Annotated in this window: 13 protein-coding genes; 10 read left to right on the top strand and 3 right to left on the bottom strand. The window is 36.0% G+C overall.

The annotated features are described in order from the left end of the window. Positions 1-125: 125 nt before the first annotated feature. Both CDIMF43_RS08770 and CDIMF43_RS08765 read right to left on the bottom strand, forming a co-directional pair. Positions 126-446 (bottom strand): hypothetical protein, encoded by a 321-nt coding sequence (locus CDIMF43_RS08770; protein WP_109841785.1) that lies wholly within the window; start codon positions 444-446, stop codon positions 126-128. Further along, positions 443-1,444 (bottom strand): exonuclease domain-containing protein, encoded by a 1,002-nt coding sequence (locus tag CDIMF43_RS08765; protein WP_109841784.1) that lies wholly within the window; start codon positions 1,442-1,444, stop codon positions 443-445. The genes CDIMF43_RS08770 and CDIMF43_RS08765 overlap by 4 nt, the downstream gene beginning before the upstream one ends. Positions 1,445-1,654: 210 nt before the next feature. Between CDIMF43_RS08765 and CDIMF43_RS08760 the strand changes: the two genes are divergently transcribed. The 3 genes from CDIMF43_RS08760 to clpB all read left to right on the top strand — a co-directional run bounded on the left by CDIMF43_RS08760 (position 1,655) and on the right by clpB (position 6,394). Continuing rightward, positions 1,655-2,518, top strand: a complete 864-nt coding sequence (locus CDIMF43_RS08760; RefSeq protein WP_074402656.1) for an SPFH domain-containing protein — start codon at positions 1,655-1,657, stop codon at positions 2,516-2,518. Between the two features lie 205 nt (positions 2,519-2,723). Further along, on the top strand, positions 2,724-3,605 hold the full coding sequence (locus tag CDIMF43_RS08755) for a YitT family protein (protein ID WP_051915630.1): 882 nt from the start codon (positions 2,724-2,726) through the stop codon (positions 3,603-3,605). Between the two features lie 155 nt (positions 3,606-3,760). Continuing rightward, positions 3,761-6,394 carry an ATP-dependent chaperone ClpB gene (clpB, locus tag CDIMF43_RS08750; RefSeq protein WP_109841783.1) on the top strand — a complete coding sequence of 878 codons (2,634 nt, stop codon included), beginning with the start codon at positions 3,761-3,763 and terminating at the stop codon, positions 6,392-6,394. 40 nt (positions 6,395-6,434) lie between these two features. Here clpB and CDIMF43_RS08745 read toward each other — a convergent pair whose 3' ends face one another. Further along, a complete protein-coding gene (locus CDIMF43_RS08745) occupies positions 6,435-6,653 on the bottom strand; it encodes a YjzD family protein (protein WP_404989835.1) in 219 nt (72 codons plus the stop codon). Positions 6,654-6,777: 124 nt separating this feature from the next. Between CDIMF43_RS08745 and dnaE the strand changes: the two genes are divergently transcribed. The 7 genes from dnaE to xerD all read left to right on the top strand — a co-directional run bounded on the left by dnaE (position 6,778) and on the right by xerD (position 16,297). Continuing rightward, positions 6,778-10,119, top strand: coding sequence for a DNA polymerase III subunit alpha (gene dnaE / locus CDIMF43_RS08740; RefSeq protein ID WP_109841782.1), 3,342 nt, complete (start codon positions 6,778-6,780; stop codon positions 10,117-10,119). Between the two features lie 237 nt (positions 10,120-10,356). After that, positions 10,357-11,319: a 6-phosphofructokinase gene (gene pfkA / locus CDIMF43_RS08735; protein ID WP_074402660.1), complete on the top strand. Its 963-nt coding sequence runs from the start codon at positions 10,357-10,359 to the stop codon at positions 11,317-11,319. Positions 11,320-11,391: 72 nt separating this feature from the next. Then, a complete protein-coding gene (gene pyk, locus CDIMF43_RS08730) occupies positions 11,392-13,149 on the top strand; it encodes a pyruvate kinase (RefSeq protein WP_034569508.1) in 1,758 nt (585 codons plus the stop codon). Between the two features lie 162 nt (positions 13,150-13,311). Next, a complete protein-coding gene (locus CDIMF43_RS08725) occupies positions 13,312-13,770 on the top strand; it encodes a DUF441 domain-containing protein (protein ID WP_074402661.1) in 459 nt (152 codons plus the stop codon). Positions 13,771-13,855: 85 nt separating this feature from the next. Beyond that, positions 13,856-14,743 (top strand): CvfB family protein, encoded by an 888-nt coding sequence (locus CDIMF43_RS08720; RefSeq protein WP_109841781.1) that lies wholly within the window; start codon positions 13,856-13,858, stop codon positions 14,741-14,743. A gap of 121 nt (positions 14,744-14,864) precedes the next feature. After that, positions 14,865-15,323 (top strand): ferric iron uptake transcriptional regulator, encoded by a 459-nt coding sequence (fur, locus tag CDIMF43_RS08715; RefSeq protein ID WP_074402663.1) that lies wholly within the window; start codon positions 14,865-14,867, stop codon positions 15,321-15,323. Positions 15,324-15,406: 83 nt separating this feature from the next. Further along, the gene (gene xerD, locus CDIMF43_RS08710; RefSeq protein WP_109841780.1) at positions 15,407-16,297 is read left to right on the top strand and encodes a site-specific tyrosine recombinase XerD; all 891 of its coding nucleotides are present in this window, start codon (positions 15,407-15,409) and stop codon (positions 16,295-16,297) included. Positions 16,298-16,356: the final 59 nt, after the last annotated feature.

Below are 16,356 nucleotides of genomic sequence, written 5' to 3'. Positions count from 1 at the left end.
ATTGGAGATGTCTATAAGACAACAAGAAACAGAAAATAGAGTGACTATCCTATTATCAAGAGTAATTAATTTCGTATTTCAATCAGTAGATTTTTACTCAAGTATGGATTTAATGGACTGATGAGCTATAAACTATCGATTACATACTCAGTAATATGAAATTGATGAGCTAATTTTTTAGTAAAAGGAAGTTCCCTTTCTGTTCTCAATAACTCAAAAAACTCAAGTTCTTTTTTTGTAGGAGCTAGATACGCAACAATCTTATTTAAATAAATCAGCTTAATATTTTGGCTAAAGTAATAATGATCATACATTTTTGAACCAAGTTCTGAAACAACTACTTTTTTTGAGAGGACAACAGCGTTTCCAATAAGCGTGTCATCTTTGGTAGCTAAATGTTCAATTAACCAAATACCATTATTAGATGTCCTTATTTTTTGAATCATTCGGATACTCCTATTCGTTTTTTTTTGGAGTGAATCATTGAAATGTATTCTTCCTCGGTAATCATCGAGATGTCATATCCTTGTTTCTGAAGTTCCATTGCATCTAATTCAGCGGAACTATGAATGCCATCTTTTAGATTTTTAGCAACTTGTACACCGACAATCAAAAAGTCGGTTCGTGTACTAACTTTTTTAACAAATTTACCACCATTTACTTTAATTGACGCTTTTAGCTCGTCTCTAGATAATTGTTTGAAATTTCCAGTGAAGGAAAATTGCTTTTTAGCTAGAAGCTCGGTTCGTTCATATTCTTCTGAAATTCCACTAGTAGGTAGTTCACCTTTTTTTAATTTTTCGAATATAATCGCTGTAGCTCGAGCATCTTCCAGTGCGTTGTGGCTAATTGATGAGATATTGAAACCTTTTTTTAATGTTTCTAATTTGTAGTTTTCAATCCCTAGATTTAAATTTTTTGAAAAGGTTAATGTATCTACTCCAAAATTATTTTTTAACTCAATGCCTGAACGAGAAAGAAATGGTAAATCAAAGCTTGCAATATTGTGACCGATGATAGGTAGGTTATCAATAAACGAAATTAAGCTGCCTGATATTTCCTCAATATCAGGTGCATGAGATAGATTTTCTTCAGTGATACCTGTAAGATAAATTATTTGTGTAGAAAGTTGAGCGTTTTTTGGTTTGATAAATGTATCAAAAAAATCAATTTCTTTTCCCTTGTCGAATTTGCATGCACTTATTTGAATGATTTCATCACTTTTAGTAAAACCAGTTGTTTCAATATCAAGTGAAACATACGTTGTTGGCAAGGATGATTTCGTATAAAATTTTTTAGGCACTCGTTGTGCGTGCTTGACGGAAGCTGTGATATGAAATAATAAATCATATACTTCTTTATGTGAATAGGAAGTGTCTTTAAAAAATTCTTTTACAACTTCGTCTTGTGCTAGTCGATTAGTAATTTCATCATAGGTAGCCATGTTAATAACTCCTTTTGAGTTTGTATTTTAATCTCAGTATAACATATGATAAAGAATTAAATTTAATAATAATGATGATTTGTAAAAATTCTATTTATTTTCCATCTTTTGTTAAAATGAGATTATTTAAAGAGTTGATAAACACTCATAAAAAAATGGTGATTATGTTATAATATGAATGTAAAAGTACATTCATAAGGGGGAAAAGAAATGCAAGAAAAGAAAACATTTTATTTAAACGGTTACTTAGGAATTGTTTTACTTATTTTACTAGGTTTGTTTGGAGCATTTTTAGGATTTAATGGAGTTGTCAATGAAAATATCGGCTTAATTGTCGCAGGAGCTTTCTTTTTAATTATTGCGTATTTATTTTTCACATCGCTAACGATCGTAGCACCCAATCAAGCCAAAGTCATTACCTTTTTTGGAAAATACCTAGGAACCATTCGAGCAAATGGCTTATTTATCACAGTTCCTTTAACTCAAAAAGCAATGATTTCGTTACGTGTTCGTAATTTCAATAGCGCCAAGCTTAAGGTGAATGATGTGGATGGAAATCCCATTGAAATAGCAGCAGTGGTCGTTTTTAAAGTAGTAGACACTGCCAAAGCTTCTTTTGATGTTGATTTCTATGAAAATTTTATTGAAATCCAAAGTGAAACGGCGATCCGTCACGTAGCAACAAAATATCCTTATGATTCATTTACCGATCAAGACATTACATTGCGAGGAAATGCTTCTGAAGTATCGGAAGAACTAGCCCAAGAATTGCAAAATCGATTAGAAGTGGCGGGTGTTGAAATTATTGAAGCACGTTTAACACATTTAGCGTACTCAACTGAGATTGCTAGTGCCATGCTGCAACGTCAACAGGCAAAGGCCATTTTAAGTGCCCGTCAAATTATTGTTGAGGGAGCGGTAGGCATGACACAACTAGCTATTGCCCAATTAGAAGAGCAGTCTGTCTTAAAATTAACGGATGAACGTCGCCTACAATTAGTTAACAATTTATTAGTGTCTATTATTACGGATAAAGGAACGCAACCGGTTATCAATACTGGAGACGTCGAATAAATCTTTTAGCATGGGAGTCATTTCCATGCTTTTTTTGTTGCAGTTCAAGGAAAATAAAAGGATTATCATGTTTTTGTAATCGATTCATAAGTATTTTTAAAGAACGCTGTTAAAACCGCTGATAATTCCTTTTAATATAGAAGGAAAGTGTTATAATAAACGCAAGATTAAGAAATGTAGAAATCCATCAAATGGGAGCGCATGTATGTTAAAAGGAAAAGAAGCAACTGAAAAACCAGATTTTAAAGCAACATCAATTCGTCGTATTGGAGCAGCTATTTTATATGGAATGCTAGCAAGTATTGGAATTAATTTTTTCTTAGTACCCGCTAAAGTCTATTCAAGTGGAATCACCGGTTTAGCGCAATTATTATCAAAAATTTTAACAGATTATATCCACTTGAATTTATCTATTTCAACATTAATCCTCTTATTAAATTTGCCCTTAGTGTTCCTTTCATGGAAAAAATTAGGCAGCAGTTTTACTTGTTATAGTTTGATTTCGGTGATTGCCTCTTCCATCTTTTTGAAGATCGTTCCGGTTATGACGATTACCACAAATCCATTAGTCGCCGCAATTTTTGGTGGTGGATTGTGTGGAATGGGTGTTGGAATTTGTTTGCGCTATGGACTTTCAACAGGTGGCGTTGATATTATAGCGGTTGTCATTCAGCTAGCAACAGGTCGTAAAGTCGGGCAATTAGGCTTTCTAGTTAATGGGATGATTTTGATTGTAGCAGGCTTTTTATACGGTTGGGAATTAGCCTTATATAGTATTATTGCCATCTATGTTAATGCACATATGGTTGATTTTTTCCATACACGACAACAAAAAATGACCGTGACGATTATTACGAAAAAATCAGAAGAATTAGAAGAGGCGCTGACTTCGAAGTTTATTCACGGGGTGACAGTTATTGATCATGGTTATGGCTTATATACAAAAGAACCTGTAAAAATGTACATTACTGTTGTCTCAAAATATGAATTGTTTTATTTGGAAGCACTCGTTCAAGAAGCAGATTCTAAGGCCTTTGTAAATGTGCAACAAACAACAGACCTAGTCGGTAATTTTAGGCAAATATAAAAAAATAAGAAACTTGATTTAAGAGAAGACGATCCTTTTAAATCAGGTTTTTTTTGTAAAAAATTTTTAGATTTTTCAAGGGTTATTTATTGACCTTTTTTGACCAATAGGTGTATAATTGACTCAAAGATAAATTTAAGGGAGGTTACAAACATATGGATTTAGAAAAATTAACATCAACGATGCAACAAGCTTTAGGAGACGCTAGAGAAATTGCGATTACAAGACACAATCAAGATATCGACATTGTTCATCTATGGAAAATCTTTTTAACACCTGATCATTTTGCAAGAGGATTGTATCAAGATCTTGGTTTAAATATGAACCAATTTGAACAAAAAGTTGATGCAGAGTTAGATCGTTACCCATCGATTGAAGGCGGAAATGTTCAATATGGACAAGGTCTTAGCCAAAATTTATACAATTTACTAATTGAAGCAGATAAAATCAGAGAAAGCTTTAAAGATGAATACACATCTACTGAAACAGTAGTCCTTGGTTTAATGAAATTAAAAAATTATTCTTTGACAAAATATTTGAAAGAACAAGGAATTACTGAAAAAGCCTTAAAAGAAGAAATCGAAAAAATGAGAGGAGGAGAGCGTGTGACATCTCAAAATCAAGAAGAACAATACCAAGCACTAGAAAAATATGGAACAGACTTAGTTCAAGCCGTAAAATCAGGAAAACAAGATCCTGTTATTGGACGTGACGAGGAAATTCGAGACGTGATTCGGATTCTATCTCGTAAAACAAAAAATAACCCAGTCTTAATTGGAGAACCTGGGGTTGGTAAAACCGCGATTGTTGAAGGCTTAGCGCAACGAATCGTTCGAAAAGACGTACCAGAAAACTTAAAAGATAAAACGATTTTCTCATTAGATATGGGGGCGTTGATTGCAGGCGCTAAATTCCGTGGTGAATTTGAAGAGCGTTTAAAAGCGGTTTTAAAAGAAGTGAAAAAAAGCGACGGTCGTATTATTCTCTTTATTGATGAAATTCATACAATCGTAGGTGCTGGAAAAACAGAAGGCAGTATGGACGCTGGGAACCTATTAAAACCAATGCTGGCTCGTGGTGAGTTGCACTGTATTGGCGCAACAACATTAGATGAGTACCGTGAGTACATGGAAAAAGACAAAGCCTTAGAACGTCGTTTCCAAAAGGTCTTAGTAAATGAACCAACTGTTGAAGATACAATCAGTATTTTACGTGGGTTAAAAGAACGCTTTGAAATCCATCACAGTGTGAATATCCATGATAACGCCTTAGTTGCAGCCGCTACTTTATCAACTCGTTACATCACAGATCGTTATTTACCAGATAAAGCGATTGATTTAGTTGATGAGGCTTGCGCAACAATTCGAGTTGAAATGAATTCAATGCCAACGGAACTAGATCAAGTGACAAGACGTTTAATGCAACTAGAAATTGAAGAAGCGGCTTTGAAAAAAGAAAATGACGACGCAAGTAAGAAACGTTTAAACTTGTTACAAGAAGAATTGGCAGATTTAAGAGAACAAGCCAACCAATTGAAAATGAAATGGGAAACCGAAAAAGAAGAAGTATCTAAATTACGTGATAAACGTGCCGAACTAGACCAAGCACGTCGCGAACTTGAAGATGCAGAAAGTAGCTACGATTTGGAACGCGCAGCAGTCTTAAGACACGGTCAAATTCCCGCTCTAGAAAAAGAGCTAGCTGAAATCGAACAAGAAGGAGCCAGCTACAAACAAGAAAATAGCCGTTTAGTACAAGAATCGGTTACTGAAAATGAAATTGCAGAAGTAATCGGCAGAATGACCGGTATTCCAGTTTCTAAACTAGTTGAAGGCGAACGAGAAAAATTATTGCAACTAGGTGAAACCTTGCATAAACGCGTGATTGGTCAAAATGAAGCTGTTGATAGCGTAACAGACGCGGTTATTCGTGCCCGTGCAGGTTTACAAGACCCTAGTCGTCCGTTAGGTTCATTCCTATTTTTAGGGCCAACAGGTGTTGGGAAAACAGAATTAGCAAAAGCTTTGGCAGAAAACTTGTTTGATTCAGAAGACCATATGGTTCGAATTGATATGAGTGAGTATATGGAAAAACACAGCGTTTCCCGTTTAGTTGGTGCGCCTCCTGGTTATGTAGGATATGAAGAAGGCGGACAATTAACAGAAGCAGTTCGCAGAAGTCCTTACACTATCGTACTATTAGATGAAATTGAAAAAGCTCATCCCGATGTTTTCAATATTTTATTACAAGTATTAGACGATGGTCGCTTAACAGATTCAAAAGGACGCGTCGTTGATTTTAAAAATACTGTTTTAATTATGACAAGCAATATCGGTTCTAACCTATTATTAGAAGGAACTGATGCAGAGGGTCACATTGAACCAGCGGTGGAAGATGAAGTGATGTCCTTACTAAAAGGCTCCTTCAAACCAGAATTTTTAAATCGAATTGACGATACCGTCTTATTTACGCCACTTAGCCTAGAAAACGTGAAGGGCATCATCGTTAAAATGACGAAAACATTAAGCCGACGTTTAGCGGATCAAGAAATTTTATTAGAAGTTTCTGAAGAAGCTCAAACATGGATAGCAGAAAATGCCTATGACCCAATCTATGGCGCAAGACCATTGAAACGTTTCTTAACCAAAGAAGTGGAGACGCCGCTTGCAAAAGAAATCATCGCAGGTCGCGTTTTACCAAAAACCAAAGTCATTGTAAGTTTGTTAGACAATCATTTGGTTTTTGAAAACATTGCGTTAAGTGATGAAGAATTTTCAGAAAATAGTTAAATTAAAAAGACCTAGAGGAATTTGCTCTAGGTCTTTTTCGTTAATTCTCAGTTTTAGCAGGGGCAGATTCGTTGACAACCGCACCGATTCCAAGACAAATCAGTCCAGCAATCAAACCGATGATTGTAGCTGTTTTGAAATCATAGGTACCATTTACAAGCGCACTACCGATGTAGTTGACAGCTTGTCCAACAGCGAAAGCCCAGAAAAAAGTGGTTAAATATTTCATAGTTTTGCACCTCTTTTCATTCGCCTTCATTTTATCACATTCTCCCTAATTGTAAAGAATTATCTCGAAGTTGGAAAAAAGAAGATGTTCGATTGCGAATCCTTCCTATTACAGGGTATAATAAACAGGAGAAAAGCGAATAGGAGTGAAAAAAATGTCTTTTGTACAGTTACAAGTAATTAGCGCATACAGTTTATTAAAAAGTACCACTTCTATTGAACAGCTTGTTATTTGTGCGAAAAAAAATGGCTACCAAGCAATCGCCCTAACCGATTATAATGTCTTATACGGCGTTGTTGATTTTTATAAAGCTTGTTTAAAACATGAAATAAAACCGATCATTGGATTAACTTTAGAAGTAACCGGTGCAACGCATCCAGAAACAACCTATCCAATAGTTTTATTGGCAAAAAATTACCAAGGCTATCAAAATCTAATGGCCTTATCAACAAAAAAAATGCTCCTAGCAGGTCATGAAGTTGTGGAGTATCAACTATTAAAAGACTATTCAGAAGACTTAATCGCAATCACCCCAGGAGAAACAGGTGAAATCGAACAAGCTCTTTTAAACCATCACCTTGAAGATGCCCAGCAAATGGTATCTAACTGGTTAACTATTTTTGCTAAAGATCAATTTTATCTTGGCGTTCAACTGCATCAAACGTTAAGGGATATTAATGAGGAACTGCAAGGACTGGCACATCAACATCAAATCAAAACGGTTGCCATGCACGATGTGCGTTATTTATCACCAAATGATGATTTTAGCACAAAAGTTTTACGTGCAGTTGACGAAGGCATCAAATTAGATTTAAGCATCACTTCAACAAGTGGCCCTTATTATTTGCCAACAGTTGAGACCATCGAAGCGAAATTTAGTGAAGCCGGGTTGACAGAAGCGGCGCAAGAAACAGAAAAAATTGCCAATACCATTCAAGTCGAGATTCCACTACATCAACACTTATTACCAAAATTCCCACTAAAAGAGGGGCAAGAAACGGCTGGCTTTTTACGAGAACGTTGTTTTGCAGGGTTAAAAAAACGCGTTCCAGCAGCAGATGAACGTTATCAAAAACAATTAGAGCATGAATTAACCATCATCCATAAAATGGGATTTGAAGATTACTTTCTGATTGTTTGGGATTTAATGGCATACGCCCACCGGTCGAAGATTATCACAGGTGCTGGTCGTGGTTCAGCAGCGGGCTCCTTGGTTTCTTATGTGCTGGAAATCACCGACGTCGATCCAATCGAATTTGATTTATTATTTGAGCGGTTCTTGAATGAAGAACGTTATACAATGCCTGATATTGATTTGGATTTCCCAGATAACCGTCGAGAAGAAATGCTTCAATATGTTAAAAATAAATACGGGCAGGATCATGTCGCACAAATTGCCACCTTTGGAACTTTAGCTGCTAAAATGGCCTTGCGCGATGTGGCACGTGTTTTTGGTTTAAACCAAAACGAAGCCAATGTTTGGTCAAAAGCAATCCCAAAAGTTTTAGGAATTACGTTAGAATCAGCTTACAAACAATCAAAAGCACTCCAACAACTGGTTGCAGAAAATGACAAAAACAAATTGCTTTTTGATACAGCAAAAAGAATAGAAGGCTTGCCGCGCCACGTTTCAACTCATGCTGCGGGTGTGGTCATTAGTGATCAGCCTCTCGTTTCACTGATTCCTTTACAATTAGGAAGTGGAGAAATTCATTTAACTCAGTATGCGATGGGAAATGTCGAAGAAATCGGCTTATTAAAAATGGATTTTCTTGGTTTACGAAACCTTCAAATCCTTGATAACGCGATTCAATTAATCAAACAAGAACAAGGTGTCGTAATCGATCTGCATCAAATTCCGATGAATGACGAAGAGACTTTAACCATTTTTAGAAAAGCAGATACATCAGGGGTATTTCAATTTGAATCGACAGGTATTAAAAATGTCCTTCGAAAATTAGGCCCAACTTCCCTTGAAGACATTGCCGCCGTAAATGCTTTATACCGTCCAGGTCCTATGGAACAAATCGACCTGTTTATTGACCGTAAAAAAGGCAAAGTGGCGATTGCTTATCCAGATGATAGTTTAAAGGATATTTTAGGAGTCACGTACGGCGTGATGGTCTATCAAGAACAAGTGATGCAAGTCGCTTCGAAAATGGGGGGGTTTACTCTTGGGCAAGCAGATATTTTAAGAAGAGCCATGAGTAAAAAAGAAAAATCAGTAATTGACAGAGAACGAGGACATTTTATTGAAGGTGCTTTGGCGAAAGGCTACAGTGAAGAAACAGCGGCAACCGTCTATCAATATATTGAACGTTTTGCAAACTATGGGTTCAACCGTTCACACGCAGTAGGCTATGCTTTTATTGCCTATCAGCTTGCGTATTTAAAAGCGCATTACCCTCATGCCTTTTTTGCCGCCTTATTAAATTCGGCTATGAATAATCCAACAAAAATTAAAGAATATCTACTAGAAGCAAAAAAACGTAAAATTGCCGTTTTCGCTCCAGATATCAATAAAAGCTTTTATGTTTTTTCATTAAAAAATGGCGCGATTCAATTTGGGCTAGGCAGTATTAAAGGTGTGCGACGCGATATGATTTTAGAAGTGATTCGCTTAAGAAAAGAATATGGACCTTATCGTGATTTAATTGACTTTTTACGAAAAATTGATCCAAAGTGGTTGAAATTTGAGCTGATTGAACCTTTTATTTACGCAGGAGCTTTTGATTCATTTGAGTACCCTAGAGGCGTGTTAATTGCGTCTTTGGAAGGGATCATTGATAACATTAAAATTAGTGGCAACAACGAAACTCTGATAAAATCGTTAGAGCCAAAATATGAAGTAGCACCAGATCTGACATTAGATACACGCTTAGAAAAAGAGGAAGAATTTTTAGGTGCCTATCTTTCAGGGCATCCGGTTGAACGTTTTGAAAATGTTCGTTTTTTAAAACAAGCAGGCTATATTAAAGATTTGCAAAGCAACCAACTGGCTAAAATTATAGGTGCTGTGAAAAGCAGTCGTTTGATTCGAACTAAAAAAGGCGAGCAAATGGCTTTTGTGGTCGTTAACGATCAATCAGGCGAATGTTCAATTACACTTTTCCCAAAAACTTATCGTCAATACGCGAAATATTTAGAGAAAAACAATGTTCTTTATATTGAAGGGAAAGCAGAAGAGGGTCTGCAAGAAGAAAAACAATTAATCGTTAATAAAATAGAAGATGCGAGTGAGTTAAGTAAGAAAAGTAGTTTCGATAAGCTTTTTATACGTGTTCAAACAGATAAAGAAGAAACCGAAACGTTGACTGAAATGCATCACATTTTAAAGGCTGAAGCTGGAAATGTACCTGTTATTTTATTTTATGTTGAATCCAATAAAAAAATCGTTTTAAATGACACTGAATGGGTAACTATTTCAGAAGGCTTATTGTCTCGATTAGAAGAATTATTAGGAAAACAAAATATTGTTTGGCAAAAAGGGACCTGATTTTCAAAGAAAACGGTTCAAACAAAGAAAAAACGGACTTTTTTTGAAAATTGCTCATTTTGAAAAGACAATTGCTAAGAAAAGTGTTAGAATGTTGATGTGAGCTTTTAAGTTTGTCATGAAACAACAGGTTTTGGCAACTCAATGACAAATGAAAAGGTTTAGGAAGCCGTAAAAAATAACAATGGCCGTTTAGGTATTATTTTTTACAATAATAACGTATGAGGTGAGAGGTATATGAAACGTATCGCTGTTTTAACAAGTGGTGGAGACGCTCCTGGTATGAACGCTGCCGTTCGCGCGGTTGTTCGTAAAGGAATCTACGAAGGTATGGAAGTTTATGGAATCAATTATGGTTTTGCTGGCTTAGTAGCAGGCGACATTCGTAAACTATCAATTAGTGATGTAGGAGATATGATCCAACGAGGAGGAACATTCCTATATTCTGCACGTTATCCTGAATTTGCCACTGAGGAAGGCCAATTAAAAGGGATCGAGCAATTGAAAAAATTTGGCATTGAAGGATTAGTTGTGATTGGTGGCGATGGTTCTTATCATGGAGCGATGGCTTTAACAAAACATGGTTATCCTGCAATCGGTTTACCAGGTACAATTGACAACGATATTCCAGGAACTGATTTTTGTATTGGATTTGACACAGCCACAAACACGGTTTTAGAATCAATTGACCGTATTCGTGATACTGCAACAAGTCATGTTCGTACTTTTATTATTGAAGTAATGGGACGTGACGCTGGGGATATCGCTCTTTGGGCTGGTGTTGCTGGTGGAGCAGAACAAATTATTATTCCTGAAAAAGATTTTGATATGGCAGAAGTTGCTAAAACAATTCAAAAAGGCCGCGATCGTGGTAAAAAACACAGCTTAATCGTAGTTGCAGAAGGCGTAATGGGCGGCAATGAATTTGCTGATGAATTAGCAAAACATGGCGATTACCATGCACGTGTAACAGTTTTAGGACATGTTCAACGTGGTGGAGCACCAAGCGCTCGTGACCGTGTATTAGCAAGTACGTTCGGCGCACATGCTGTTGATTTGTTAAAAACCGGAAAAGGCGGACTTTGTGTTGGAATTCGTGATAACAAATTAATCGAAAACGACATTATTGATGTTCTTGAAAACGGCAAACACAGAGCAGATTTATCTTTATACCAATTAAATCAAGAAATTTCTTATTAAACGAAGCATAACTTCTAACCTCTTACTTATACTGAGCGGTTAAAAATAAATTTTGGGAGAGATAATTAAATTATGAAAAAAACAAAAATTGTATGTACAATTGGACCAGCAAGTGAATCAGTAGAAACATTGGTGAAATTGATTGAATCAGGCATGAACGTTTGTCGTTTAAACTTTTCACATGGTGATTTTGAAGAGCACGGAAACCGTATCAAAAACATTCGTGAAGCATCAAAAATCACGGGTAAAATGGTTGCGATTCTTTTAGATACAAAAGGTCCTGAAATCCGTACGCATGACATGAAAGATGGAAAAATTGATTTTTCAACTGGCGATGTTGTTCGTCTTGCAATGACGCAAATCGAAGGAACAAAAGAAAAATTCTCAATTTCATACCCAGAATTAATCAACGATGTAAACCCAGGTTCACACATTTTGTTAGATGACGGTTTAATCGATTTAGAAGTAACCGATATCGATAAAGCAGCAAATGAAATCGTAACAGTTGTTAAAAATGCTGGAACATTGAAAAATAAAAAAGGTGTGAACGTACCTAACGTATCAATTAATCTACCAGGAATCACTGAAAAAGACGCAGCAGATATTCGTTTTGGTATTGAAAACGATGTTGATTTTATCGCAGCAAGTTTTGTACGTCGTCCAAGTGACGTTTTAGAAATCACTCAAATTTTAGAAGAAAACAATGCAACACACATTCAAATCATTCCTAAGATTGAAAACCAAGAAGGTGTGGACAACATTGATGAAATCCTAAAAATTTCTGATGGTTTAATGGTTGCTCGTGGAGATCTTGGAGTTGAAATCCCAACTGAGGAAGTTCCAATCGCTCAAAAATTATTGATTTCAAAATGTAACGCTTTAGGTAAACCTGTTATTACTGCAACTCAAATGCTTGATTCTATGCAAAAAAATCCACGTCCAACACGTGCTGAAGCCAGTGATGTTGCCAATGCGATTTTTGATGGAACAGATGCAATCATGCTTTCAGGTGAAACAGCTGCTGGGGATTACCCAGTTGAAGCCGTTCAAACAATGAACCGTATTGCAATCCGTACGGAAGAAGCATTAGTAAATCAAGATGCATTTGCATTAAAAGCATATAGCAAAACAGATATGACGGAAGCAATTGGTCAATCAGTTGGTCACACTGCACGTAACTTAGGAATTCAAACAATTGTAGCTGCTACTGAATCTGGTCACACTGCACGTATGATTTCTAAATACCGTCCTAAATCACATATTGTTGCAATTACATTTACAGAACGTCAAATGCGCGGTTTAGCTCTTTCATGGGGTGTTTATCCTCAAGTAGCTGAAAAACCAAGCTCAACAGATGATATGTTCAACCTTGCAACTCGTGTTTCTCAAGAATCAGGATTTGCTAAAGAAGGCGACTTAATCATTATCACTGCTGGTGTTCCAGTTGGTGAACGTGGAACAACGAACTTAATGAAGATCCAATTAATTGGTTCTAAATTAGCGACTGGCCACGGTGTTGGTACGACTTCAGTTATTGCGAAAGCAGTTGTAGCAACTTCTGCTGAAGAAGCAAACAAAAATGCAATTGATGGCGGAATTTTAGTTGTTAAAACAACTGACAAAGATTACCTTCCTGCAATTGAAAAATCAGCTGCTATCGTAGTTGAAGAAGGTGGCTTAACTAGCCATGCTGCAGTAGTTGGAATTGCTATGAGCATTCCGGTTATCGTTGGCGCAACAAATGCAACGTCATTAATTAAAAATGATGAATTAATCACTGTTGATTCTCGTCGTGGGATTATCTACCGTGGCGCAACAACAGCTATCTAAATTTTAAAAAGTTGAAAACTCATAAATCAGGAATTTCTGATTTATGAGTTTTTTTAGTAATAATACAATTCACATAATAAAATTATGGTAAACTAATTATTTTTCTTTCCTTCTTTTGATTTTTTCGTTAAACTAGTTAGAGAGAATAAAGGAGTGAGAGTATTGTTAGAAAGTTGGTTATTTTTAGGTATTATTTTAATCATTGCATTCATTGCAAAAAATCAATCGTTGATTATTGCTACAGCATTTATTTTACTAATTAAATTAATTCCTCAAACAGATAAATTATTAGAAATGGTTCAATTGAAGGGGATAAATTGGGGAGTTACGATTATTACTGCTTCTATACTAGTCCCAATTGCAACAGGTCAAATAGGATTTAAAGATTTACTTGAAGCGTTTAAATCCCCCGTGGGTTGGGTAGCAATCCTTTGTGGAATCGGAGTATCATTACTATCAAGCAAAGGAGTGGGCTTACTGTCTGCTAGTCCAGAAGTAACAATTGCCTTGGTGTTTGGAACCATCATGGGTGTTGTTTTGTTAAAAGGGGTTGCAGCAGGACCTGTTATTGCAGCAGGTTTGACCTATTGTATTTTACAAATTTTGCCTTTTACGAAGTAATGACTCAGATTTTAAAAGGATTCGATAGGCAAGAGAGCCATTCTACGCTATAATAGAACAAGAAGAAAATGATGGAGGCACAATAATGAATCAATCCTTAGGTACAGTTGTTACGGGAATCGTAACAGATGAAAATGATAAATCTTATTTTATCCAAAAAGATGGTGTAACATACAAATTAGCTAAAACAGAAGAAATAAACTATGAATTAGGTGACCCAGTAGAAGGTTTTGTATACATTTCAATGAATAAAGACTTTGTTATGACTCAGACGACTCCTAACGTTCAAGTTGGAAAGTTTGCTTGGGGAATGGTTATAGACACGAGAAAAGACTTAGGTGTCTTTGTAGATATTGGTTTGCCGGACAAGGAAATGGTCGTTTCTTTAGATGAACTGCCAACTGAAAAACATTTATGGCCTAAAAAAGGCGATCAGTTATTGATTGGCATTCATGTTGATGCAAAAGACCGTATGTGGGGAACGTTAGCGCCAGAAGAATTTTACTACTCAATCGCTAAAAAAGCGACAGACGAAGAAGCGTTAAAAAATAAAAATATTAAAGGTACTGCGTTCCGTTTGAAGGTAGTAGGCACTTATTTAATCATGGAAGACGATTATTTAGGCTTTGTACATCCTAGTGAGCGAAAAGATGAGCCACGTTTAGGTGAAGTCGTTGAAGGTCGTGTTATTGGAGTTCGTGAAGATGGGATTTTAAATATTTCGTTGATGCCTCGTGCTCACGAAGCAATTGAAGACGACGCGGGTATGTTACTAGCGATTTTAGAACGCACCCGTACAGGCAGTTTCCCTTACACAGATAAAAGCGATCCAGAAGAAATTAAAGAACGTTTTGGTATCAGTAAAGGTCAATTTAAACGTGCGTTAGGAAATCTAATGAGACAACGTAAAATTGTTCAAGTGGATGGTGAGACTCGCTTAGTTGACTCGCCAATTGAGAATGAAAGTGAGTAAAGTCTCATAAAAATGTTCAATAACACTTAAATTGATTGCAATTAGATTGTAATTTTTATAAACTAGATAAGAAGAGTTTATAAGTAGATTATAAAGATTATAAATAAGAGAGGCTATTACCGTGAAAACAACAGAATCTCCTTTACTAAAAATCAAAAATCAATTACACGAAGCAGGTTTCAAATTAACGCCACAACGCGAAGCAACTGTAGCGGTTTTACTTGAAAAAGAAAAAGACCATTTAAGTGCTGAGGAAGTGTACATGCTTGTTAAAGAAAAAAGCCCTGATATCGGTTTAGCAACGGTTTATCGGACGCTAGAAATTTTAACAGAATTAAACATTATCAATAAAATCAGTTTTAATGACGGTTTAGCTCGATATGATGTTCGTAAAGAAGGCGCGAAACATTTCCATCACCATTTATTATGTATTGAGTGTGGAAGTATTGAAGAAGTTCATGAAGATTTGCTTGAAGAAATTGAACCAATTGTTGAAAGTCGTTTCCATTTTATCGTAAAAGATCATCGTTTAACTTTTCATGGGATTTGTCAAGAATGCCAAGAAAACGGGAAACACTAATTAACAATTAAAGAAGGAGAAACAATTGACTTTGTTGGTTGTTTCTTTTTTTTCTTAACAAAACACTGTTGGAGGTGACGAAAGTGGAGAACGATTTAACGGAGTATCTGCATTATTTAACAATTGAGCGAGGTCTTTCCAAAAATACCATAGAAAGCTACCGTCGCGATTTAATAAGCTATATTGAGTTTTTAACTACGAATCAAGTCAAAAGCTGGTCGGAAGTTGATCGGTATTTAGTTCTGACTTTTTTACAGCAATTAAAAGACGAAGAAAAAGCAGCGGGTACTGTGATTCGGATGGTCTCTAGTCTAAGAAGATTCCATCAGTTTTTAAAACAGGAACGATTATGTGATACGGATCCCATGTTGCACATCGACACGCCTAAAAAAGCTCAAACCTTACCTAAAACGCTGTCGATGAAAGAAGTCGAATGCCTGATTGAAACACCTGATACCAACACTACTCTAGGTTTAAGAGACCGAGCAATGTTAGAGGTGATGTATGCAACTGGATTGCGGGTTAGCGAATTGACAGAGCTAAAACTAAGTGATTTGCATTTATCGCTAGGGTTGATTCAGACCATTGGTAAAGGGGACAAGGAACGGATTATTCCCCTTGGCGATTTGGCAATTGAATGGATTGAGAAATACATGAAATATAGCCGAGTGAAACTTGAAAAACCAGGAAGACGTGAACTTAATTTATTTTTAAATCATCATGGCAAAGGCTTAACAAGACAAGGCGTTTGGAAAAATTTAAAAGCGATTGTCAAAAAAGCAGGAATTGAAAAAGAGGTTACGCCACACACTTTACGCCATTCATTTGCAACTCATTTATTAGAAAATGGTGCAGATTTGCGAGTTGTACAAGAATTGCTGGGACATGCGGATATTTCCACGACTCAAATTTATACACATATTACCAAACAACGCATGACCTCAGTTTATAAAACGTATCATCCGAGAGCTTAAAAATATAAAATCATTGGAAATAACACATTCTTTTAGCTAGTTAGATTGTGAAAATGTCC

Source organism: Carnobacterium divergens (assembly GCF_900258435.1).
Lineage (GTDB): Bacteria > Bacillota > Bacilli > Lactobacillales > Carnobacteriaceae > Carnobacterium > Carnobacterium divergens_A.
This window is presented reverse-complemented; position numbering and strand designations above follow the sequence as displayed.